The organism is Streptomyces sp. NPDC021225 (assembly GCF_044332865.1).
In the GTDB taxonomy this organism is placed as follows: Bacteria; Actinomycetota; Actinomycetes; order Streptomycetales; family Streptomycetaceae; genus Streptomyces.
Genome location: NZ_JBIRPV010000004.1, coordinates 254,442 through 275,132 on the forward strand (window position 1 = coordinate 254,442; position 20,691 = coordinate 275,132).

Here is a 20,691-nt window from a genome sequence, read left to right on the forward strand (position 1 = left end):
AAGACCCTCGCCCCACGCCGGGACCGGCACGGCACGGCATGGGGCGAGGGTACGGACAGGCCCTACGGGCGTCGGCCGGGCTCGTCCACGACGGCTCGTTCGAGGATCGCGCTGGACCCGGTGACCTCGCCTTTCTTCTGTCCGCCGGGGAGGTCCTCGACGGCGACGAGACGTTCGCCCAGGAGCTGTTTCGTATCCTTGTCGAAGATCAGTTCCTGCCGTTCCCCGTCGTCCACCCGCGCGACCGCCACACCGGGGCGCCCCGCCGCGTCGACCGCGTCCGAGATGACGACGACCCCGGGAATCCTGGCCGCGGCACGGTAGAGAGCCGCACTCTGCGCGGGCGGCACCACATTCTCCTGCATCATTTCGCCGACCTGCACGAAGACGTTCTGGTCATGGCTCTCGCCTCCCCGGCTGACGCGGTTGAGCCATCGCAGCATCTGCTCGGGATCGGTCGGCAGGGCCTGCAGGGTCCGATAGTTCATGGAGGACTCCGTGAGGGGGAGATCGGGCTCCAGGGGGATTTCGCCGAGGCGGTTGTCCTCACGGAGCAGGCCCGTGTGCAGGCCGTCCACCGAGAGCCAGACCTCCCTCCGGTGCACGGGGTCGAGCCGCGCCTTGCGGCCCTTCTCGTGCAGGGTGTAGGCCAGTTCGCTCTCGACGTACAGAAACTGGTCGTCGCGGATGCCGCCGAGCGTCCTGTCGCGCTCAGCGGCCAGCGCGATGTCCTCCAGCAACGTCGCGGCGGTCTGTACCGGCGGCCGGGCGCCCGTCTCCTGGCCGGACGGCGTGAGCAGTACGAAGGTGACGGCGGCCGTGGCGGCGACGGCCCCGAACGCGCGACGCAGCCGGTTCCTCCGTACCGAAGCCCGTGCGGGTGTCGGTGCCGGGTTCCCGCTCCGCCGGATCTCGGACATCAGATGATCTCTGAGGACTCGGTGACGGCCCGGCGCGAAGTCCTTCTCGGGAAGCTCAGCCACGGTTCTCCTCCTTGACGGGCTCGACCGAAGTGGTGCGTTCCCCTCTCGTCCATCCATTCGTCTGCCCGTGTTTGGACGGAGGTTCCATATGTTTCGCGAGTTTTGCCCTCGCCCGGGACAGTCGTGATCGCACGGTGCCGACGGGTACTTCGAGCGCTTCGGCCGCCGCCGCGTAGCCGAGCCCCGACCAGACGCAGAGAGCCAGGACTTCACGCTCGGTCCTCTTCAGTTCCGACAGCGCCGCCTGTACGAGGCCCAGTTGGGCCTCGTCGTCGAGGCGGCCGACGAGCTCCTCGGCGAAGTCGCGCTCGACCCCGCCCCGGGGGAGTCGCGCCACGGCGGCCGCGTGTCTTCGGGCCGACCTGCGTGTGTTGCGCGCGATGTTGGTGGCGATCCCGAGCAGCCAGGGCCGTAACGAGTCGCCCTCCTCGGCCACCCTTCCGCGCAGGCGCCAGGCGTCGAGGAAGGTCAGGGACACGATGTCCTCCGCCAGTGCCCAGTCACCCGTGAGCCGGAAGGCGTGGTTGTAGACGGAACGCGCGTAGGCGTCGAAGATCTCACCGAAAGCACCGTGGTCCCCCGCACCGATGCGTTTCCGCAGAGTCGTATCCACACCCTGCATCTGTCCGCACACCACCACCCGGTTCCAGTGACGTACGCCACACCGGGTGCCCGGGTTGCCCGGAGCAGATCTTGTCGAAGGCGATCCGGGACCGGTCCACGAAGGAGAGCCGACCGCCCTGGACGTCCTTGGCGTCGCGTACGTGGACGGTGGCATCGGCGTGCAGTTTCCTCTTCTTGCGGTTGGCCGCCTGGTCGGTCTTCTCCGGGATCACCGCGCGGATCCTGCGTCTTCGCAGGTAGGCGCGGTTGGCGCGGGAGGAGTACGCCTTGTCCGCGGCCACGGCGGCGGGGCGGGTGCGGGGCCGGCCGACCGGGCCCCGTACCTTGATGCGCTCCAGGACGGCGGTGAAGCGGGGGCTGTCGGCGGCCTGGCCGGGGGTGAGCACGAAGGACAGCGGGCGGCAGCGGCGGTCGGCCGACAGGTGCACCTTGCTGCTCAGCCCGCCGCGTGAGCGCCCCCAGTTCGGCGGCGCGAAGCCGCGCTTTACGGCGCCGATGCAGGCGTCGTCGCTCGTTGCGGACGGGATCCGCCTGCTCGTCCGGCTCGGCTACCGGGGCGTTCTGTCCCTTTGGGGAAGCCCCTTTTTCTCCGCGACGGCCTTCTCCAGAGCTTCGAGCAGCTCCGCATCGACCGTCATCCCGGCGGCGTGATGGTGGGCCCGGGCCACGGTGGAGTGCACGCACACCAGGCCGAGGTCCGCCTGACCGCGCACGGCGGCCTCGGCGATCACCGCTTCCATCAGCCTCTGGAAGACCCCGGACCTGGCCCAGAGGTGGAACCGCCCGTAGACGGTGGACCACGGCCCGTACCGCTCGGGCATGTCCCGCCACGGACCGCCCGTACGGAACCGCCACATCACGCCGTTGACCAGTCTGCGCAGGTCAGGAATGGGACCGCGTTCGCCCAGCGGCAGCAGCGGTTCGAACACAGCCCACTCGTCGTTCGTGAGATCACCCCGGGTCATCCCGCCTGTCTACCGTCCCAGCCCGGCCGGGACGACGAAACAAGAAACCCGTGATCTCAACTCGACACGGTCCCTGGGCCCCACAGATTGATCAAAGCCCGATACAGCCCTGGCCCAAGATCAAGCGCCTGCAGTCATCCGCCACTGTTGGCGACGCGCGCAAACCCTACGATCATCGGCCATGACGCAAGACGAACCCGCCGAACATCGGCAGTTTCTCGACGCCGTTGCCCGAGCGTTGACCGAAGAGGACGACATCTGGCAGTTCCACACGCCGCCGGGCGGGTCCACGCTGGTGGCCCGCGCAGACGACGAGGCGGTGGCGCTCATCGCCGCGGGGTCGCTGGATGCAACGGTCACCGTCGACGACATCGCGCGCGTGGCGGACCTTGCCACCCGGGTGGGAACGACCCCCGCTCGCGAAGGGCGGCCCGCAGTGTTCGTGTGCTCGCGCCGCACACCGTCCGGGGACGCTGTTCAGGCCGCCTACCTGCGTAACCTGCGGATCCTGAGTGTTCACCCTACGGGTGAGGGCTCCTGGGGCTACGACGTGGCCATCCTGTCCAGCCACGGCTTCACGCAGCCGCAGAACACTGCCACGCTCAGCAAGCAACAGTGGGGAGACGTACATGCCGACATCTACGACGCGGTCTTCCACGACGCCCAGCAGACGCCGATCGCCTCATTCGCGGGCATGCGCGCCGAGTTGGCCTGGCAGGAGGAGTCGCATGTCTCCTCCTGGGGGAACCCCTGGGGCTCCCGGCATTTCAAGCTGCCCGCCGGGACCTCGATGACCATCCCCGGCCGCCCCTCACTGCCCGTCACCGGCGTGACCCTGCAGTTCCACAAGGAGACCCGTCCGCTACGAGCCACACGAGAGGAAAGTGCCTTCGCCGAGCTCGCATCCGACTGGCTGTGGGGCTGACGAGCTTCCACCCACCACATGATCACAACTGGAAACACGGCCTAACGCGCCACGCGGTAGCGGAGGTAGACGACTCTCGGGCTGAAGTTGCGGGTCTCGACGAGTTCGAGATCCACCTGGCGCTCGCGGTGGGGAAAGAACGGAATGCCACCGCCAACCAGCACCGGGTAGGCCATGGCCCGGTACTCGTCGATCAGACCCGACGCGGCCGCCTCGGCGGCGAGAGTCGCGCCGCCGATCGCGATGTCGCACTCCCCGGCTCGGCTACCGCCTGACCTGCGAAGATGCCAACATCTTCCGACCACCCCAGAACTACCCGACTGGAGCTTCGGGAAGGGGCGGGCAGGGGGCAGCATCGATGTGCGGCTCCGCCGCGTGCCAGCCCCTGGCGCCGACCGCCGGTAACCGTGATGATCAACGGGCGGCCGCGCCACCCCGCGCGTCCGGCCGGAACCGCCGAGCGGCCCAGGAGACTCTACCGAGCATGCCCACCCTGCCCCAGCAGCCGTCGGCGGAGCCGCCCGGCCCGCACATGGTCGTGTGCGGCGACGACGCGCTCGCCCACCGCCTCGCCGCCGAACTCAAGGACGTCTACGTCCAGCGGGTGACCGTCGTCATCCCCGCCACGCCCTCCGCCTGGGAGCCACGCCCGGCGCGGACCGCCGTGCCGGGGGCCGGGCGCGGCCGGGCGCGGGCTGCCGCGCTGTTCGGGCGGATGACGGCGGCCGTCGGCCGCCCGTCGCTGTCCCCGCCGGGGCCCGCCAACGCGCCGTCCGGCACCGGCATCCGCGTCCTGGAGGCCGTCGAGCCGGACGACGAGGTGCTCACCGAGGCGGGGGTGGACCGGGCCGCCGCCCTCGCCCTGGTCTACGACGACGACGAGACCAACATCCACGCCGCGCTGCGCGCCCGCCGCCTCAACCCCCGGCTGCGGCTGGTGATCCGGCTCTACAACCGCAAGCTCGGCGAGCATCTGCGGGAACTGCTCGACCAGGCCGCGGCGGTCGCCGACCCCGGCCTCGACGCGGCGGACCTGGACGCCTCGACCACCGTCCTGTCGGACGCGGACACCGCCGCGCCCGCGCTCGCCGCCACCGCCGTGGCGGGCACCAGCAAGGTGATCCAGGCCGACGGGCTGTTGCTGCGGGCCGCCATCCACACCCCGCCCGGCCGTGACGAGATCGCCGACCCGGGGCTGTGCACCCTCGCCCTGCTCTCCTCGACCACCAACGACCCGGCGGGCCAGGAGGGTTCGGACAGCAGCGGGGCCGAGGGGCCGCGCATGCTGCCCGACGACCAGGACGTGGCCGCCGCGACCGGGCGTCGTACGGTGGTGCTGGAGGCCGTCTCGCACAGCGGCTCCGCGCTGCCCCCGCGCCGGCTCGGCGGCCGGGGCGTGCCGCTCGGCTCGCTGTTCTCGCGCCGGCTGCGGCGGACCATCGCGGGGTTCGCCGCCGCGCTGGTGGCCCTCGCCATCGCGTCCTGGCAGATCACCGGGGAACATCCGCTGCGCGCCGCGTATGTGACGCTGCTGGATATCCTCGGCACCGGCGACCCCGCGCTCGGCGAGCCGCTCGCCCGGCAGATCCTGCAACTGCTGTCCGGGCTGGTCGGACTGATGCTGCTGCCCGTCCTGGTGGCCGCCACGCTGGAGGGGCTCGGCACCTTCCGGACCGCGTCCGCCCTGCGCCGGCCGCCCCGCGGGCTGTCCGGCCATGTCGTGCTGCTCGGCCTCGGGAAGGTCGGCACCCGCGTGCTGGCCCGGCTCCGGGAGCTGGACATCCCGGTGGTGTGCGTGGAGGAGGACCCCCAGGCGCGTGGCATTCCGCTGGCCCGGCGGCTGAGGGTGCCCACGGTCCTCGGCGATGTCACGGAGGAGGGCGTGCTGGAGGCCGCCAAGATCGACCGGGCGCACGCGCTGCTCGCGGTCACCAGCTCCGACACCACCAACCTGGAGGCCACGCTGTACGCCCGCTCGCTCCAGCCCGGCCTGCGGGTGGCCATGCGGCTGTACGACGACCGCTTCGCCAAGGCCGTCTACCGCACCCTGCGGGCCGCGCACCCGCAGGCGCTGACCCGCAGCCGCAGCGTGTCCACCCTGGCGGCCCCGGCCTTCGCGGGCGCCATGATGGGGCGTCAGATCCTGGGCGCGGTGCCGGTCGAGCGGCGGGTGCTGCTCTTCGCCGCGCTGCCGGTCGCGGGCCACCCGCAGCTGGCGGGCCGCACGGTCGCCGAGGCGTTCCGGCCGGGCGCGTGGCGGGTGGTCGCCCTGGACACCGCGGACGCCGACGGCGGCTTCCGCGATCTGGCCGCGGCGCCCCCGGACGACGGCAGCGGGCAGCAGCGGGGCCTGGTGTGGGACCTGCCGCCGGACTACGTGCTGCGGCCCCGGGACCGCGTGGTGCTGGCCGCCACCCGCCAGGGCCTGGGCGAACTCCTGGGGAACGGGCCCGCCGCAGGCCGTACGGAACCCGCCGCGCGCCCCGCCTCGCCGGGCCCGGCCTGAACCGGGCCGATGGGGTCAGGCCGGGTCCGCCCAGTCCAGCGTGGGGGCCAGCGAACCCTCCAGGGTCAGCAGCCACCGCTTGACCGCGAGCCCCGCCGCGCCGCCCCCGAACCCGCCGATGCCGTCGGCGGCCACCACGCGGTGGCAGGGCACCAGCAGACAGATCGGGTTGGAGCCCATGATCGAACCCACCGTGCGCGCCGCGAGCGCCCGCTGTTCCGGCTCCGCCGCCTCGAACGCCCCGCTGCGCTCGGCCAGTTCGCCGTACGTGATGGTGCGTCCGAATCCGACGGTCCGCTGGAGCACGCGCAGCACGGCCTGCTGGGCCCCGGAGGTCAGCCGCCAGTCCAGCGGCAGCTCCAACTCCCGCCGCCGCCCGGCGAAGTAGTCCGCGAAGCGGCCGGCCACCGCGGCCGCCCGGCGGTCGCCGGACTCCTCGGATATCAGCGGCCCCGCCGGCAACCCGGCCGCGCCCTGCGGGGTGTACGCGGCGGCCACCACACCGCGGTCGGTCACCCCCACCCGCATCCGCCCGGTGGGCAGCGGCGTCTCCACGGTCAGCCACAACACGCTCATCCGGCGACCCTACTGGGGGCCGCCGACATCGGGCCCGGGCAGGATGTGGTCAGGCGCCCCTCAACTGGCCGTGCTCGCCGGCGCCGTTGACGGAGGACGGCGGGCGGGTGGGACGCTCCAGAATGCCCCGGGCGTCGCTCGGGATCGCCTCGGGAGCCGGGCCCGGGGGTGCCGAGCCCGGGGATTCGGCGCCGCCCTGATACGGCTGGACCGAGCTGTTGATCTTCTCGATCGCCTGCCGGGCCTGCTCGCCGGGGGAGCGGGCGGTGAGCGGCGCGGCCGGAGCCGAGGCGGCGGCGAGCGGCTGACTGCGGTCGGGGGCCGGGGCGTGGGCGGGCTTGGCGTGGGCGGCCGGCGGTCGGCTGCGCAGCCGGTGGCTGACGGCCTCGTCGAGGCTCACCGGGCGCTGTAGCTGGGCGGCCAGCCGGCCGGCCTCCTGGCCCAGCCTGGCGATGTCCTCCCAGGACAGATGGAGCACAAGGCGGAGTTCGGCCTCTCCGCCCGGGAGCGCTTGGACGGGAGGGGTGACCGGCTGGTTCATGATCGGGCCTCCAGGTTTCGGGCAGCTGTCGTCGGGTCGGCGTCGCGCGCCGCGCACCGGCGCACGGAGGGTGGTACGTGCCGCGGTCTTGTTCCGTTCACCACCTCGTGGTGTTTCTGGGCCGTCCCCATGGGCGCCGTCCTGTACTGATCGAATGATCGCTACTATGGCCGGGTTCTGGAAAATCCGATCACGCCGGGCGTGACCGACGGAGACGAGCGGTGGGGTATGCGGGAACCGGCGCGGAACAGGCAGTCGCGGATCGTGGGGATCGTGGAGGCCCGCGGGTTGGCGCGGATCACCGATCTCGCCGACGAGCTGGGGGTCTCCATCGTCACGGTGCGCCGGGACATCGAGGAGCTGGCGCGCCGCGGGGAGGTGCGACGCGGCCACGGGGTGGCGCGCTCGCTGCGGCCGTTGCCCGAGCCCGGCGCCGGCACCGGGGACGCGGTGGGCATGGTCGTCCCCGAGCGCAACACGTATCTGACGGAGGCCGTGCAGGGCGCGCGGGAGGCCGCCGAGCGGGCCGGTCTGCGGCTTGCGCTGCACATCGCCGCCGACGAGCCGGGTGCCGACCGCCGGGCGGTCCGCCAGGCGCTGGACGCCGGGGTGCGCGGCCTGCTGATCGCGCCGCGCTGGCGCACGGCGGAGGAGGCGGCGCAGGACCACTCCTGGCTGTCGGCCCTGGAGGTGCCCGTGGTGCTGGTGGAGCGGCGCCCGGAGCGGGGCAGCGCCCTCTACGGGGTCGACTCGGTCCGCGGCGACCACGCGTACGGGGTGCACCTGACCCTCGGCCATCTGCTCTCCCTGGGCCATGAGCGGATCGTGCTGGCGGCGCGCGACGACAGCCCCACCGCGCGGGTGATCCGCGCCGAGTTCGCCGCGCAGACCGCGGCCCGCGGGATCGCCGGGGGGTGCCGCACCATCCTCAGCTCGCGCACCGCGGGCCCCGATCCGAGCGTCGCCGACGCGCGCGCGGTCGACCTGGTCCAGACGCTGCGCGAGACCGGGGCGACGGCCGCGCTGATCCACAGCGACATGGACGCGCTGGTGCTGGTCCAGCGGCTCCAGGAGGCCGGCCTCGAGGTGCCGCGTGACTGCTCGGTGGTCGCGTACAACGACGTGGTCGCGGATATGGGGCATATCGCGCTGACCGCGGTGGCCCCGCCGAAGGCGGAGATCGGGCGCGCCGCGCTGGATGTGCTGAGCCGTCAGTTCGACGCGGCGCGTGAGGGCCGGCGGCCCGGCGCCACCCGCCATCTGGAGCTGCTGCCGGATCTCGTGGTCCGGGATTCCACGGCCCCCGCGGCGGCCCATCAGTTCTGATCGTTTGACCGCTTTAGTTTCTTCTGTTCGATGTATTGACGTCTTTTTAGTCAAGCGATCAGGATTCCCCGTGACTCCACCGTTGAATCAGGGGAGGGTCCATGCCTGGCCACAGACGCCCAGGACGCCTGGCAACCCGACGCCGGGCCACAGCCGGAACCACGGCACTACTCACTCTGCTCGCCCTCGTACTGGCGGGCTGCTCCACAGGTCGCGGGTCCGACACCGCCGGCAACGGCCCCGTGCGCCTCACCTTCTGGTCGGCGCTGCGCGGCAGTCAGGAGGTCGTCGACGAGTTCAACCGCACCCACACCAAGATCAAGGTCGATTTCCAGCAGGTTCCCTCGGGAGAGCAGGGCGGCTGGGCCAAGCTCAGCAACGCCGCGCGCGCCGGCAACTCCCCCGATGTGGCCACCGTCGAATACCCGCAGCTGCCCAGCTTCACCATCGACGGCGTGCCCCGGGACATCACCGGGCTGTTGCCCGACTCGGTGCGCCGCAAGATCCTGCCGCAGGCGCTGGATCTCACCACCTTCGACGGGCGCACCTACGCCGTACCGGTGGACATCGAGCCGATGGTCTTCCTGTACCGCAAGGACATCTTCACCAAGAACCACATCCCGGTGCCCAAGACCTGGGCGGAGTTCGAGAGCTCGGCCCGCAAGCTCAAGAAGGCGGAGCCGCGGTCCCGTATCGCCAGCCTCTTCACCACCGGCGGCACGCTCTACATGGCCGCGTACGCCTGGCAGGCCGGGGCCCAGTGGTACGACACCGCCGACGACACCTGGCGCATCTCCATGGACGACGCCCCCACCCGCAAGGTCGCGGCGTACTGGCAGCGGCTGATGGACGAGGACCTGGTACGCGTGGAGCCCGGGTCCAGCCAGCAGTGGCGGGCCCATCTGCGCAGCGGGGAGACGGTCGGCTATCTGGCGGGCGCCTGGGCCGCGGGGTCCATGATGGCGTCCACCCCCGACGGCAAGGGCAAATGGGCCATCGCTCCGGTTCCGCAGTGGGACCCGGCCAAGCCGAAGGTGTCCACCCAGGGCGGCTCGACCTTCATGGTCACCAAGGACAGTGACCACCCCAAGGAGGCCATGGAGTTCATCTCCTGGATGGTCACCAGCCCCGACGCCCTGCGCGCCAAGCTCGCCAGCGGTGTCAGCAGCGCCTTCCCGGTCGTCCCCGATCTGGTCCCGGTCGCCCGCAAGGAGATGGACACCAGCTACTACTCCGGTCAGGACATCTTCGGCCTCTTCCAGCAGCAGGCCGAGCTGATCTCCCCGACCTGGAAGTGGGGGCCGCGGATGGTCTCGACCACCACCTCCGGCGACGACGGGCTCGCGAAGGCCGGTGTCGGCAGCGGCGACATCCTGAAGGCCCTGCGCGAGGCCCAGAGCAAAACGATGCCCGATCTGAAGAGCCTCGGCCTGTCGGTCACCACCCGCTGAGCCGCCGTCTCCCCGTCTCACCCCTGAGCCGCACCTCACCCGTTGGATCCGAGGTAACCCGTGAGCACAGCCATGTCCTCGAAACGGACGGCGCCGCCATCGGCGGCCGCCGTCGACCCGCCCCGCAGAACCGGACGACGTCAGCAGCGGATCGCCGCCACCGTTCTGCTGACCCCCTTCACGGCACTGCTCATCGCCGTGTTCCTGATCCCCGTCGGCTACGCCATCTACCTCAGCCTCTTCTCCGAGGACCACGAAGGCCTCGGCTTCGGCGGCGGGCGCACCGTCTTCACCGGGCTGCGCAGCTATCTCTCGGTGCTGCAGGACCCGAGTTTCCTCTCGGGGTTCGGTACCATCGCACTCTACTGCGTGATCTTCGTACCCCTCGTGGTCATCAGCTCGCTCGCGCTCGCCCTGCTGCTCGACTCGGGCCTCATCCGGCTGCGGCGGACCGCGCAGATGCTGGTCTATCTGCCGCACGCCGTCCCCGGCATCATCGCGGCCGTCATCTGGCTGTACCTCTACACCCCGGGGCTCAGCCCGGTCATCAAACTCTTCGCCCAGGCCGACATCACCATCGACTTCCTCGGCCTGCACACCGTGCTGCCGTCGATCGTCAACATCGCCCTGTGGAGCGGGCTCGGCTACAACATGATCATCTTCTATGCCGCGCTCCAGGCGCTGCCGCGTGAGGTGATCGAGGCGGCGACCATCGACGGCGCCGGGGGTATCCGCACCGCGCTCCAGGTCAAGGTGCCCATCGTCAGGGGCTCCGTCGTCATGGTGTGCATGTTCTCCCTGATCGGTGCGCTCCAGCTGTTCACCGAACCCATGCTGATGAACCAGGCCACCCCCATGGTCAACTCCCGCTTCACCCCCAACATGTACATCTATGACGCGGCCTTCCGCCGCAACAACTACGGACTCGCCTCCGCGGCCTCCGTGATCCTCCTGATCGTCACCTGTGTGCTCTCGTACGCCGTGACGCGCTGGTCGGGCCGCCGGGAACGGAGAGAGGGATGACCACGACGACACCCACCACCCCCGTGAACGCCTCCGGCGGACCGCCGGCCAGAACGCTCGGCAAGCCCTTCGGGCGTTCCAGGCTGACCAGCCGCGGCGTCGCCAACGCGGTGGTCCTGATCGCCGCCCTCTACACCATGCTGCCCGCGCTGTGGCTGGTGCTGGCGTCCACCAAGAACGCCGACGCCCTCTTCGGCAGCGACATCTTCTCCCTCGGCGACTTCTCCTTCGCGCGCAACCTCTCCGACCTGTTCTCCATGGACGGCGGGCTCTACGGCGAGTGGTACGTCAACAGCCTGCTGTACGCGGTCGTCGGCGCCTTGGTCGGCTCGCTCATCAGCGTCGCCGCGGGCTACGCCTTCGACAAGTACGAGTTCCGGCACAAGGAGAAGCTGTTCGGCCTCGTCCTCACCGGTGTCATGGTGCCGCCGACCGTGCTGGCCCTCCCGCTCTATCTGGTGGCCTCCAACGTCGGCATGGTCAACACCTTCTGGGCGGTGTTCGTCCCGGTCCTCTTCAACCCCTTCGGCGTCTACCTCGCCCGCCTGCTCAGCAGCGGCTATGTGCCGAACGAGGTCCTGGAGGCGTCCCGGATGGACGGCGCGGGCGAGCTCCAGACCTACTTCCGGGTCAGCCTCAGGATGCTCGGCCCCGGCTTCGTCACCGTGTTCCTCTTCCAGCTCACCGCCATTTGGAACAACTTCTTCCTCCCCATGGTGATGCTCTCCGACCAGCACCTGTATCCGCTGAGCCTCGGCCTCTACACGTGGAACAGCGCCGCCACCGTCTCTCCCGAGTACTACCCCCTGGTCGTCATCGGCTCGCTGCTCGCCGTCGTCCCGCTGATCGCGGCCTTCGTACTGCTCCAGCGCTACTGGAAGTCCGGCCTCACCGCAGGGAGCGTCAAGTGACCGAACCCCGTCCCCGTCCGCGCGCCGTCCTCGCCATGGCGTCCAGAACCGCCCGGCAGGTGCTCGACGACCGGGCGCTGGCCCGCCTGACCCGGCTGACCGACCTGGACGCGGGACTCGTCCTCGACGACTTCACCACCCCGGCCGCCCAGCACGCCCTGGCCGACGCCGAACTGCTGATCACCGGCTGGGGCTGCGCGCCCGTCGACCGCCCGGCGCTGGACGCCGCCCCCCGGCTGCGCGCCATCGTGCACACCGCCGGGACCGTGCGCAACCACATCACCGACGCCTGCTGGGAGCGCGGCCTCGCCATCTCCTCGGCCGCCGCGGCCAACGCGGTGCCCGTCGCCGAGTACACCCTCGCGATGATCCTGCTCGCCAACAAGCGCGTCCTGGACATCGCCCGTGACTACCGCGCCGAGCGCCGCCGCGTCGACTGGAACGAGCGGTACCCCGGAGCGGGCAACTACCGCAGAACGGTGGGGATCCTCAGCGCCTCCGTCATCGGCCGGCGCGTCATCGAACTGCTGCGCCCGCACGACCTCGACATCCTGCTGTACGACCCGTTCGTCACCGCCGACGAGGCCAGCGAGCTGGGCGCCCGCCTCGTCCCGCCGGCCGAGCTGTTCGCCACCAGCGACGTGGTCAGCGTGCACACCCCGCTGCTGCCCGAGACCCGCGGCCTGGTCAGCCGCGAGCTGCTGGCCACCATGCCCACCGGCGCCACGCTGATCAACACCGCCCGCGGGGCCATCGTGGACCAGCCCGCGCTGACCGACGAGGTGGTGGCCGGACGGCTGTACGCGGTGCTGGACGTCACCGAACCGGAGGTGCTGCCCGCCGACTCGCCGCTGTACGACAGCGACCACGCGCTGATCACCCCGCATATCGCCGGGTCCAAGAGCGGCGAGCTCGGGCGCCTCGCCGACCTGGCGATCGGCGAGGTCGAACGCTACGTCCACGGCCGCCCGTTCGCCCATCCGGTACGCCCGGAGATCCTCGACCGCTCGGCCTGACGCCGGGCACCGGAGACCCGGGGCACCGGAAACCCGGGCCTTCCAGCACAGGGACAGACGCGACAGGAGACCCACCCCGCCATGCCCACCCCCGCCACCGCCACCGCCACGCCCCTCACCCCCACCGCGCCGCTCCCCTTCCCGTTCCCCGCCGACGACCGCGAGCTCAGCCCGCACACCGGGCTGACCCGCGCCCACTGGGAGGCCGCCGCCGACGGCATGCTGCGCGCCGCCCTGCGGTACGCCACCCCCGGCCACGGCCTGATCGACCTCCCCGGACCGCCGTCGAGATCCGGCGTGCGCTCCGACGGCCTCGAAGGCTTCGCCCGCACCTTCCTGCTGGCCGCCCTGCGCGTCGCGGGCGCCGGCGGGGCCGACCCGCACAGCTTTCTGTCCCGCTACACCGCGGGCATCGAGCGCGGCACCCTCACCCCCGGGCGGGACGACGCCGAGTCCTGGCCGCTGATCGGCCATCACGGCATCCAGGGCCAGCCGATGGTGGAGTCCGCGTCCGTGGCGCTGGCCCTGCGCCTGACCACGCCCTGGACCTGGAAGAAGATGCCCGCCGCCGCCCGGGACCGCACCGAGGAATGGCTGCGCGGCGCCCTGCGGCACACCCCCGCGCCCAACAACTGGTACCTCTTCCCGCTGACCGTCGCCGGCTTCCTGGAGTCCGTCGGGCGCGGCGACGCCGAGACCGCCCGGGCCATCGAGCGCGCCCTCGACCTGCTCGAGGGCTGGTACCGCGGCCAGGGCTGGTACACCGACGGCGACGGACGGGCCTTCGACCACTACAACGGCTGGGCCCTCCACCTGTATCCGCTGCTGCACGCCCACCTCGCCGCCGACCGCGCGCTGCTCGACCACCTCGGCCCGCGGTTGCGCGAGTTCCTCGAGGGGTTCTCGCTGCTCTTCGACGCCGACGGCGCCCCCATCCACCACGGCCGCTCCCTCACCTACCGCTTCGCCGCCGGGGCCGCCGTCGCGCTCGGCGCCCTCACCGGACACACCCCGCTGGCCCCGGGCGCCACCCGGCGGGTGCTCAGCGGGTCGCTGCGGCACTTCCTCGACCGCGGCGCTTTCACCGGGCACGGGGTGCTGAGCCTGGGCTGGTACGGGCCCCATGAGGCCACCCTTCAGCGCTACTCCGGACCGGGCTCCCCCTACTGGGCGTCCAAGGGGTTCCTCGCCCTGCTGCTCCCGCCCGACCACCCGGTGTGGACCGCCACCGAGAAGCCGGCCCCGTCCCAGGGACCCGACCGGGTGCTGGCGCTGCCCGCCCCCGGCTTCCTGGTGCAGACCACCGGCCGCGACGGGCTGGTGCGGCTGCACAACCACGGCAGCGCCAAGATCCGCCCCTGGGAGGGGGAGCGGGCGCCCGGCGACCCGCTGTACGCCCGCCTCGCCTACTCCACCCGTACCGGCCCGACGAGCGCCGCCAACACCCCCGACAACCACATCTGCCTCGAACTGCGCGGGCTGCGCAGCTCCCGGCTCCGGATCACCCCGCTGGCCGCCGGCCCCAACTGGCTGGCCTCTTCGCACATCCCCGTGTTCCCCGACGGCGGCCCCGTGCTGCCCGCCGCGCGTATCGACAGCCTGACCCTGGCCCGCGGTTCGATGGAGCTGCGCCTCCACCACATGGTGAACGTCCCCGTCGGCACCGCCGTCCACCACAGCGGCTGGGCCATCGCCGTGGCGCCGGGCAGCGCCGCCGAGCAGGAGGACGGCGCCGGCCCGGCGGGGGAGCTGTGCCTGGCGGGGGCGGAGGTGACCGGCCGGCTGCTGCCGCTGCACGGCTGGAAGAGCTCCGCGGTCCGCCGGGCCCCGCAGGGCACCGCGTACGGTCCCTGGGCCCTGGTCCCCGAGCTCACCGGCGCCGTCGGCGAGGGCGAGTCCGGCGCCGTCTTCGCCTCGCTCGCCTCGCTCACCGGCGACCCGGACGCCCCGCCCTTGGCCGGGCTCGCCACCGCCGAGGTGAGCGGACCGGTCGTCACCATCCGCTGGCCGGACGGGGGCAGCACCGTGGTGGCCTTCGGCGGCGGCCCGGACGGCCGCACGCCCCGGGTGACCGGGGAGACCGCGTGACCGGCACCCGGCTGGGCATCTGCTCCGTCACCTTCCGCCGGCTGGACCCGGACCAGGTGATCGCCGCCGTCGCCGGGGCGGGCCTGGAGTGCGTGGAGTGGGGCGGGGACCGGCATGTGCCCGCCGGGGACGAGCGGGTCGCCCGCCGGGTGCGCGCGGCCACCGAGGGCGCGGGCCTCGCCGTCGCGTCGTACGGCTCGTACTACCGCGCCGGGGTGAGCGAACCGGAGGAGTTCGACGCGGTCCTGCGCTCGGCCGAACTGCTCGGCGCCCCGCGGATACGGATCTGGGCGGGCGCCACCGGCACCCATGAGACCCCGCCCGAGCAGCGCCGGCGGATCGTCGAGGACACCCGGCGCGCCGCCGCGCTCGCGGCCCGCGCCGGGGTGGAACTCGGGTACGAATTCCACCGGAACACCCTCACCGACGGCGCGGACCACACCCTCGGGCTGCTCGACGAGGTCGGCCGCCAGGATGTGCGGAGCTACTGGCAGCCACCTGTTGAACCTGCTACGCCCGACGCCGAGGCGCTGTCCGGCCTCGACGCGCTGATCGACCGGGTGGCCGCGGTACACGCCTTCTCCTGGTGGCCCGGCACCACCCGGCTGCCGCTGTCGGCCCGCGAGGCGATGTGGCGCGGCGCCTTCGAGCGGCTGCGCGCCCACCGCGCCGCGCGGGGCGGCGTGCGGGAGCCGCTGGATGTGCTGCTGGAGTTCGTGCCGGGGGACGACGAAGCCATCCTGCCGAGGGAGGCGACGACCCTGAGGGCGCTCGTGGGCCGGTGACGGGTGCCGGGCGCGGCACCCGCGCCCGGCACCCGCGGCCCGCTTCGCGCGGTGTGCCGGGCCGGCTCCGACCCGACCGTTGCGTACTCTGACCTGGCCGCCTGCCGAAGCGGCCGGTTCGATCCAACGGTTCGACAGGAGTACGTGATGGCCAGCTCCGACCGTGCGGGCAACGACGCCGGGGGCCGGACACGCCATCATCGCCTGCGCATCTGGATGCTCGAGGGCCTGGCCGACATGGCCAAGCAGCAGCCGGGCCCGCACGCCGAGCTTCCCGCCGAACACCCCGGGCGGCCCTGGTGGAAGGTCATGTGCCTGACCGGTGTGGACTACTTCTCCACCCTGGGCTACCAGCCGGGCATCGCCGCCCTGGCGGCGGGCGCGCTCTCCCCGGTGGCCACGCTCGTGCTGGTGCTCGTCACCGTCGCCGGCGCGCTGCCGGTGTACCGGCGGGTGGCCGAGGAGAGCCCGCGCGGCCAGGGCTCGATCGCGATGCTGGAGCGGCTGTTGTCGTTCTGGAAGGGCAAGCTGTTCGTCCTGATCCTGCTGGGGTTCGCGGCCACCGACTTCCTGATCACCATCACCCTCTCGGCGGCCGACGCCACCGCCCACCTGGTCGAGAACCCGAACGTCGGCGGCGCCCTGCACGGCCACGAGGTGGCCGTCACCTGGGTGCTGATCGCCCTGCTCGGCGGCGTGTTCCTCAAGGGCTTCACGGAGGCCATCGGGCTGGCGGTGGTGCTGGTCGGCATCTATCTGACGCTGAACGTCGTCGTCGTGGTGGTGGGGATGGAACATGTGCTCACCGAGCCGGGCGTGGTCTCGGACTGGACGACGAAGCTGACCACCGAACACGGCAATCCGCTGGTGATGATCGGCCTGGCGCTGCTCGTCTTCCCCAAACTCGCGCTGGGCCTGTCCGGCTTCGAGACCGGCGTGGCCGTCATGCCGCATGTCGAAGGTGACCCCCAGGACACCGAGGAGCACCCGGCGGGTCGGATCCGGGGGACCAGGAAACTGCTGACCACGGCCGCGCTGATCATGAGCGTCTTCCTCATCGTCACCAGCTTCATCACCACCCTGCTGATCCCGCACCACGAGTTCGAGCCCGGCGGACAGGCCAACGGCCGCGCCCTCGCCTACCTGGCCCACGAGTACCTGGGCTCCGGCTTCGGCAGCGTCTACGACATCTCCACCATCGTCATCCTGTGGTTCGCCGGCGCCTCGGCCATGGCCGGGCTGCTCAACCTGATGCCCCGCTATCTGCCCCGCTACGGCATGGCGCCGCACTGGGCCCGCGCGGTGCGGCCCATGGTGCTGGTCTTCACGCTCATCGCCTTCCTGGTGACCTGGATCTTCCGCGCCAGCGTGGACGCCCAGGGCGGTGCGTACGCCACCGGGGTGCTGGTGCTCATCTCCTCCGCCGCGATCGCCGTCACCATCGCCGCGCGCAAGGCCCGGCAGCGCCGCTGGACGGCCGCCTTCGCCACCATCGCGGCGGTCTTCGTCTACACCACGGCGGCGAACGTCGTGGAGCGGCCGGACGGCGTGAAGATCGGCGCCTGCTTCATCGCCGGCATCATCGGGCTCTCGCTGATGTCCCGGGCCGCCCGCGCCTTCGAGCTGCGGGTCACCCGGGTGGACCTCGACCCCATGGCCGACCGCTTCGTCCGCGACATGGCCCACCGCACCATCCGCTTCATCGCGAACGAGCCGGACAGCCGCGACGTGGCCGAATACCGCGACAAGCTCCGCCAGATCCGGGAGGACAACGACCTCCCGGCCGAGGAGGACTTCATTTTCGTCGAGGTCACCGTCTCGGACCCGTCGGAGTTCGAGACGGAGCTGTATGTGTGCGGGGAGGTGCTGCACGGCCGCTACCGCGTGCTGACGCTGGTCAGCTCCTCCGTCGCCAACGCGCTGGCCGGGATGCTGCTGCACGTACGGGATGTGACGGGCCAGCGGCCGCACATCTACTTCGAGTGGACCGAGGGCAACCCCATCGCCAACTTCCTGCGGTTCTTCCTCTTCGGACACGGGGAGGTCGCGCCCGTCACCCGCGAGGTGCTCCGCGAGGCAGAGCCGGACCGCGCCCGGCGCCCTCACGTCCACGTCGGCTGAGCGGCGGCGGGTCCGGACGTCATGGGTGGGCCGGCAGCCGATGGAGCTCCACACCGGTCAGCCGCCCCGCCGACACCTCGGCCGTCATATAGGTGCAGTGGGGCTGCCGGCGCCGGTCGGTGGGGGAGCCGGGGTTGAGCAGCCGCAGCCGGTCCTCGGCCACCGAGTCCCACGGGATGTGGCTGTGGCCGAACACCAGCACGTCGACGTCGGGGAAGCGCGCGGCGCAACGGGCTGCCCGTCCCCGCGCCGGCCCGGTCTCGTGCACGACCCCGATCCGCACCCCGCCCAGCTCCGCGTACGCCACCTCCGGCAGCCGCGCCCGCAGCGGCGGGCCGTCGTTGTTGCCGTACACCCCGATCAGCCGCCTGGAGCGCGCCTGGAGCAGGTCGAGGGTGGCGGTGTCGACCCAGTCCCCGGCGTGGATCACGACGTCGGCCCGCGCCACCTGGGCCAGCAGCTCCTCCGGGAGCCGCTTGGCGCGCCGGGGGACATGGGTGTCGGACATCAGCAGCAACCGCACCCGGCGACCGTACCGCGCTGCCGCGCCGGACGCGGCGCGTCGTGGCGCATATCCGCTGTCCCTGGTGGGAAGTACGGTGTAAGAAATAGTGTGCCAAGCGGCCCTGGCCGGGTCTGGAGAGGCGGGCATGGATGGCGGGGGAAACGGCGAGCGACCGGTATCCGCGGCCGGTGGTGTCGGCCGCAGAGGCGGAGTGGGTGTGGCGGCTGCTGTCGGTGCAGGCGCTGGAGCAGGGCACGCGGCCGGAGACGGTGCGGCTGGCCGTGGTGGTCGGGCTGGCCCGGGCCACCGGCGCCCGGTACGGGGACCTGCTGCGCTGCACCACCGACGCGCTGGACCTGGACGCGGGCTGGGTGACCATCGAACACGGCAAGCACCGCGTCCCGCGCCGGCACGGGCTGGATCCGGGCACGGTCATCGTGGTGCGGCGATGGCTGCGGGTGCGTCAGGAACTGTGCGCCGAGCTGGAGGGGACGGTGCCGAGAGCGCTGCTGCTGACGGTGCACCACACCCACGACAACGGGGTCACCGTCGCCGCCGGGCTGCCCATCACCCGCCAGGGCCTGGTGCTCTCCTGGCGCCGCTTCGTCCACCGCACCAACGCCACCTACGCCGCCCGCCGCCCCCCGCTGCCCACCCGCTTCGAACAGCTGCGCCGCGTCTGGTCGACGGGCTGAGCCGCGAGCGTCACTCGCCGCGGGAAGGACGCGGATGCTCCATGCGGGAGAGCCAGGTCGTGAGCAGCGTTTCGAGTGACTCGGCCTCGGTGGGCGTCAGTAGATCCAGCAGGTGGCGTTCGTTGCGCATGTGGTCGGTGAACGCTCGGTCGATCAGTTCACGTCCGGGTTTGGTGAGGGCGACGATCCGGCCGCGCTGGTCGTCGTCGGAACGGCGGCGGGTGACGAGTCCGGCTCGCTCCAGGCGGTCGATTCTCTTCGTCATCGCGCCGGTGGTCACCATGGTGTGCGCGGCGAGCTCACCGGGTGCCCGCTCGTAGGGGTCCCCGGCGCGGCGCAGCGCGCACAGGACGTCGAACTCTCCCTCGCTGAGGCCGTAGCGGCCGTAGACGAGGCAGAGTTCCTCGGTGAGCCGGTCGGCCAGGCGGTGCAGCCGTCCGATCACTCCTTGCGGGGTGATGTCGACGTCGGGGCGCTCGCGGCGCCAGTCCGCCTGGATGCGGGCCACGCGGTCCATCGGTTCACCGTGTTCCATGCACCTCATGGTAGCTTCCCGGGAAGTTATATTAGCTTCCATGGAAGCTAATATGCGCTGGGTGGCGCTGACCGCAGTCGCGCCGGTGGCCTGGGGAACCAACTACTTCGTCACACACGAGTTCCTGCCGGCCGACCGCCCGCTCTACGGGGCCGCCCTGCGGGCGCTGCCCGCCGGCCTGGTCCTGCTCGCCCTGCGCAGACAGCGGCCGCGTGGCGCGTGGTGGTGGCGGTCCGCGGTGCTCGGGCTGCTCAACATGAGCGTGTTCTTCGTCCTCGTCTACGCCGCCTCCCAACTGCTTCCGACAAGCGTCGCCTCGACCGTCATGGCGGTGTCCCCGCTGACGATGATGCTCATAGCCTGGCCCCTGGTGTCCGAACGGCCCCGGACCGCCCACCTGGCCTGCGCCGCGATCGGACTCGCCGGGGTCTGCCTCATGCTGCTCACGGGGACGGAAGGGGTGAGCCTGCCGGGGGTCCTCGCCTCGACCGCGGCCATGCTGGTGTCGTCCTTCGGGCACATCCTGGCCAAACGGTGGAGCGCCGATACCGATGTGCTCGCCTCGACCGCCTGGCAGCTCACCGCCGGAGGTCTGTTTCTGCTCCCGGTCGCCGCCGCCGTGGAAGGCCCTCCGCCCGCGCTCTCGACGCCGACGCTCCTCGCGTTCGGCTACGTCACCCTGGTCGCCACCGCGCTGGCCTTCGCCGCCTGGTTCACCGGACTGCGGCATCTGCCGGCTGGGACCGTCGGACTGATCGGACTGCTCAACCCCGTCACCGGCGTCCTGCTCGGCACATGTGTCGCCGGAGACGCACTGACCGTTCAGCAACTGTGCGGACTGGTCCTGGTCCTGGCCGGAGTCGTCCTGGGCCAACCCAGGCGCGCGGGCCGCCGCGACAGCGTTCAGGTACCTCTCCGTCCGGCAGCCGACGAGCGTCCGGCGCAAGCACCCTCCCCGCGCAATCCCCCGTGACGATCAGGGCTGTTCAGGTCCGGCACTCGGCGGGGAGGGGCCGCGGGGGGGGGGGGGGGGGGGGGGCCCGCCCCCCCCCCCCCCCCCCCCCCCCCCGGCGCGGGCCCGGGGGCCCCCCCCCCCCCGGGGGAGCCCCCCCCCC

The 20,691-nt window shown here is 72.1% G+C and carries 20 protein-coding genes and 1 pseudogene; 12 read left to right on the forward strand and 9 right to left on the reverse strand.

Annotated features, from left to right (window positions below; translation table 11 throughout):
• Positions 1 to 62: 62 nt before the first annotated feature.
• From ACH4S9_RS19755 to ACH4S9_RS19770, 4 genes are read right to left on the reverse strand one after another with little or no spacing between them, the layout of a single operon-like run.
• Positions 63 to 983, reverse strand: coding sequence for a CU044_5270 family protein (locus ACH4S9_RS19755; protein WP_311725378.1), 921 nt, complete (start codon positions 981 to 983; stop codon positions 63 to 65).
• Positions 976 to 1,596 carry an RNA polymerase sigma factor gene (locus ACH4S9_RS19760; RefSeq protein WP_394816776.1) on the reverse strand — a complete coding sequence of 207 codons (621 nt, stop codon included), beginning with the start codon at positions 1,594 to 1,596 and terminating at the stop codon, positions 976 to 978. The genes ACH4S9_RS19755 and ACH4S9_RS19760 overlap by 8 nt, the downstream gene beginning before the upstream one ends.
• A complete protein-coding gene (locus ACH4S9_RS19765) occupies positions 1,541 to 2,134 on the reverse strand; it encodes a transposase (protein ID WP_398373648.1) in 594 nt (197 codons plus the stop codon). The genes ACH4S9_RS19760 and ACH4S9_RS19765 overlap by 56 nt, the downstream gene beginning before the upstream one ends.
• Positions 2,135 to 2,155: 21 nt before the next feature.
• A complete protein-coding gene (locus ACH4S9_RS19770; RefSeq protein WP_398373294.1) occupies positions 2,156 to 2,572 on the reverse strand; it encodes a transposase in 417 nt (138 codons plus the stop codon).
• 181 nt (positions 2,573 to 2,753) lie between these two features.
• On the opposite strand from ACH4S9_RS19770, the gene ACH4S9_RS19775 reads away from it, so the two are divergent.
• Positions 2,754 to 3,497: a hypothetical protein gene (locus ACH4S9_RS19775; protein WP_398373296.1), complete on the forward strand. Its 744-nt coding sequence runs from the start codon at positions 2,754 to 2,756 to the stop codon at positions 3,495 to 3,497.
• Between the two features lie 41 nt (positions 3,498 to 3,538).
• Here the strand turns inward: ACH4S9_RS19775 and ACH4S9_RS19780 are convergent.
• Positions 3,539 to 3,754, reverse strand: a pseudogene (locus ACH4S9_RS19780) (dihydrofolate reductase family protein); the annotation flags it as partial.
• A 227-nt stretch (positions 3,755 to 3,981) separates the two neighbouring features.
• On the opposite strand from ACH4S9_RS19780, the gene ACH4S9_RS19785 reads away from it, so the two are divergent.
• Positions 3,982 to 6,003: an NAD-binding protein gene (locus ACH4S9_RS19785; protein WP_311725384.1), complete on the forward strand. Its 2,022-nt coding sequence runs from the start codon at positions 3,982 to 3,984 to the stop codon at positions 6,001 to 6,003.
• 15 nt (positions 6,004 to 6,018) lie between these two features.
• On the opposite strand, the gene ACH4S9_RS19790 is transcribed toward ACH4S9_RS19785, so the two are convergent.
• The gene (locus ACH4S9_RS19790; protein WP_398373299.1) at positions 6,019 to 6,579 is read right to left on the reverse strand and encodes a methylated-DNA--[protein]-cysteine S-methyltransferase; all 561 of its coding nucleotides are present in this window, start codon (positions 6,577 to 6,579) and stop codon (positions 6,019 to 6,021) included.
• Positions 6,580 to 6,628: 49 nt separating this feature from the next.
• The gene (locus ACH4S9_RS19795) at positions 6,629 to 7,120 is read right to left on the reverse strand and encodes a hypothetical protein (protein ID WP_311725386.1); all 492 of its coding nucleotides are present in this window, start codon (positions 7,118 to 7,120) and stop codon (positions 6,629 to 6,631) included.
• Positions 7,121 to 7,348: 228 nt separating this feature from the next.
• On the opposite strand from ACH4S9_RS19795, the gene ACH4S9_RS19800 reads away from it, so the two are divergent.
• The 8 genes from ACH4S9_RS19800 to ACH4S9_RS19835 all read left to right on the forward strand — a co-directional run bounded on the left by ACH4S9_RS19800 (position 7,349) and on the right by ACH4S9_RS19835 (position 17,841).
• A complete protein-coding gene (locus ACH4S9_RS19800; protein WP_311725598.1) occupies positions 7,349 to 8,446 on the forward strand; it encodes a substrate-binding domain-containing protein in 1,098 nt (365 codons plus the stop codon).
• Between the two features lie 101 nt (positions 8,447 to 8,547).
• On the forward strand, positions 8,548 to 9,897 hold the full coding sequence (locus ACH4S9_RS19805; protein ID WP_398373301.1) for an ABC transporter substrate-binding protein: 1,350 nt from the start codon (positions 8,548 to 8,550) through the stop codon (positions 9,895 to 9,897).
• A 72-nt stretch (positions 9,898 to 9,969) separates the two neighbouring features.
• Complete coding sequence (locus ACH4S9_RS19810; RefSeq protein ID WP_398373303.1) at positions 9,970 to 10,920, forward strand: carbohydrate ABC transporter permease; 951 nt, start codon at positions 9,970 to 9,972, stop codon at positions 10,918 to 10,920.
• A complete protein-coding gene (locus tag ACH4S9_RS19815; protein WP_311725390.1) occupies positions 10,917 to 11,831 on the forward strand; it encodes a carbohydrate ABC transporter permease in 915 nt (304 codons plus the stop codon). Before ACH4S9_RS19810 ends, ACH4S9_RS19815 begins: the two co-directional genes overlap by 4 nt.
• Positions 11,832 to 11,866: 35 nt before the next feature.
• Positions 11,867 to 12,847, forward strand: a complete 981-nt coding sequence (locus tag ACH4S9_RS19820; RefSeq protein ID WP_398373649.1) for a hydroxyacid dehydrogenase — start codon at positions 11,867 to 11,869, stop codon at positions 12,845 to 12,847.
• 81 nt (positions 12,848 to 12,928) lie between these two features.
• Positions 12,929 to 14,935 (forward strand): DUF2264 domain-containing protein, encoded by a 2,007-nt coding sequence (locus ACH4S9_RS19825; RefSeq protein ID WP_398373306.1) that lies wholly within the window; start codon positions 12,929 to 12,931, stop codon positions 14,933 to 14,935.
• On the forward strand, positions 14,932 to 15,720 hold the full coding sequence (locus ACH4S9_RS19830) for a TIM barrel protein (RefSeq protein ID WP_311725393.1): 789 nt from the start codon (positions 14,932 to 14,934) through the stop codon (positions 15,718 to 15,720). Before ACH4S9_RS19825 ends, ACH4S9_RS19830 begins: the two co-directional genes overlap by 4 nt.
• 147 nt (positions 15,721 to 15,867) lie before the next feature.
• Positions 15,868 to 17,841, forward strand: a complete 1,974-nt coding sequence (locus ACH4S9_RS19835; RefSeq protein WP_398373308.1) for an amino acid transporter — start codon at positions 15,868 to 15,870, stop codon at positions 17,839 to 17,841.
• A gap of 19 nt (positions 17,842 to 17,860) precedes the next feature.
• Here ACH4S9_RS19835 and ACH4S9_RS19840 read toward each other — a convergent pair whose 3' ends face one another.
• Positions 17,861 to 18,364, reverse strand: coding sequence for a metallophosphoesterase family protein (locus ACH4S9_RS19840; protein WP_398373310.1), 504 nt, complete (start codon positions 18,362 to 18,364; stop codon positions 17,861 to 17,863).
• A 131-nt stretch (positions 18,365 to 18,495) separates the two neighbouring features.
• On the opposite strand from ACH4S9_RS19840, the gene ACH4S9_RS19845 reads away from it, so the two are divergent.
• Positions 18,496 to 19,041, forward strand: a complete 546-nt coding sequence (locus ACH4S9_RS19845; RefSeq protein ID WP_361188120.1) for a tyrosine-type recombinase/integrase — start codon at positions 18,496 to 18,498, stop codon at positions 19,039 to 19,041.
• 10 nt (positions 19,042 to 19,051) lie between these two features.
• Here ACH4S9_RS19845 and ACH4S9_RS19850 read toward each other — a convergent pair whose 3' ends face one another.
• Positions 19,052 to 19,576 carry a MarR family transcriptional regulator gene (locus tag ACH4S9_RS19850; protein WP_311725397.1) on the reverse strand — a complete coding sequence of 175 codons (525 nt, stop codon included), beginning with the start codon at positions 19,574 to 19,576 and terminating at the stop codon, positions 19,052 to 19,054.
• A 52-nt stretch (positions 19,577 to 19,628) separates the two neighbouring features.
• Here ACH4S9_RS19850 and ACH4S9_RS19855 point away from each other — a divergent pair, with 52 nt between their 5' ends.
• Positions 19,629 to 20,549 (forward strand): EamA family transporter, encoded by a 921-nt coding sequence (locus tag ACH4S9_RS19855; RefSeq protein WP_398373650.1) that lies wholly within the window; start codon positions 19,629 to 19,631, stop codon positions 20,547 to 20,549.
• Positions 20,550 to 20,691 lie beyond the last annotated feature (142 nt).

Bases quoted from the DNA above. Each gene is read 5' to 3' on its own strand.
- ACH4S9_RS19770 (WP_398373294.1), bottom strand. From the start codon at position 2,572: ATGACCCGGGGTGATCTCACGAACGACGAGTGGGCTGTGTTCGAACCG.
- ACH4S9_RS19775 (WP_398373296.1), top strand. From the start codon at position 2,754: ATGACGCAAGACGAACCCGCCGAACATCGGCAGTTTCTCGACGCCGTT.
- ACH4S9_RS19785 (WP_311725384.1), top strand. From the start codon at position 3,982: ATGCCCACCCTGCCCCAGCAGCCGTCGGCGGAGCCGCCCGGCCCGCAC.
- ACH4S9_RS19790 (WP_398373299.1), bottom strand. From the start codon at position 6,579: ATGAGCGTGTTGTGGCTGACCGTGGAGACGCCGCTGCCCACCGGGCGG.
- ACH4S9_RS19795 (WP_311725386.1), bottom strand. From the start codon at position 7,120: ATGAACCAGCCGGTCACCCCTCCCGTCCAAGCGCTCCCGGGCGGAGAG.
- ACH4S9_RS19800 (WP_311725598.1), top strand. From the start codon at position 7,349: ATGCGGGAACCGGCGCGGAACAGGCAGTCGCGGATCGTGGGGATCGTG.
- ACH4S9_RS19805 (WP_398373301.1), top strand. From the start codon at position 8,548: ATGCCTGGCCACAGACGCCCAGGACGCCTGGCAACCCGACGCCGGGCC.
- ACH4S9_RS19810 (WP_398373303.1), top strand. From the start codon at position 9,970: ATGTCCTCGAAACGGACGGCGCCGCCATCGGCGGCCGCCGTCGACCCG.
- ACH4S9_RS19815 (WP_311725390.1), top strand. From the start codon at position 10,917: ATGACCACGACGACACCCACCACCCCCGTGAACGCCTCCGGCGGACCG.
- ACH4S9_RS19820 (WP_398373649.1), top strand. From the start codon at position 11,867: ATGGCGTCCAGAACCGCCCGGCAGGTGCTCGACGACCGGGCGCTGGCC.
- ACH4S9_RS19825 (WP_398373306.1), top strand. From the start codon at position 12,929: ATGCCCACCCCCGCCACCGCCACCGCCACGCCCCTCACCCCCACCGCG.
- ACH4S9_RS19835 (WP_398373308.1), top strand. From the start codon at position 15,868: ATGGCCAGCTCCGACCGTGCGGGCAACGACGCCGGGGGCCGGACACGC.
- ACH4S9_RS19845 (WP_361188120.1), top strand. From the start codon at position 18,496: ATGGCGGGGGAAACGGCGAGCGACCGGTATCCGCGGCCGGTGGTGTCG.
- ACH4S9_RS19850 (WP_311725397.1), bottom strand. From the start codon at position 19,576: ATGGAACACGGTGAACCGATGGACCGCGTGGCCCGCATCCAGGCGGAC.
- ACH4S9_RS19855 (WP_398373650.1), top strand. From the start codon at position 19,629: ATGCGCTGGGTGGCGCTGACCGCAGTCGCGCCGGTGGCCTGGGGAACC.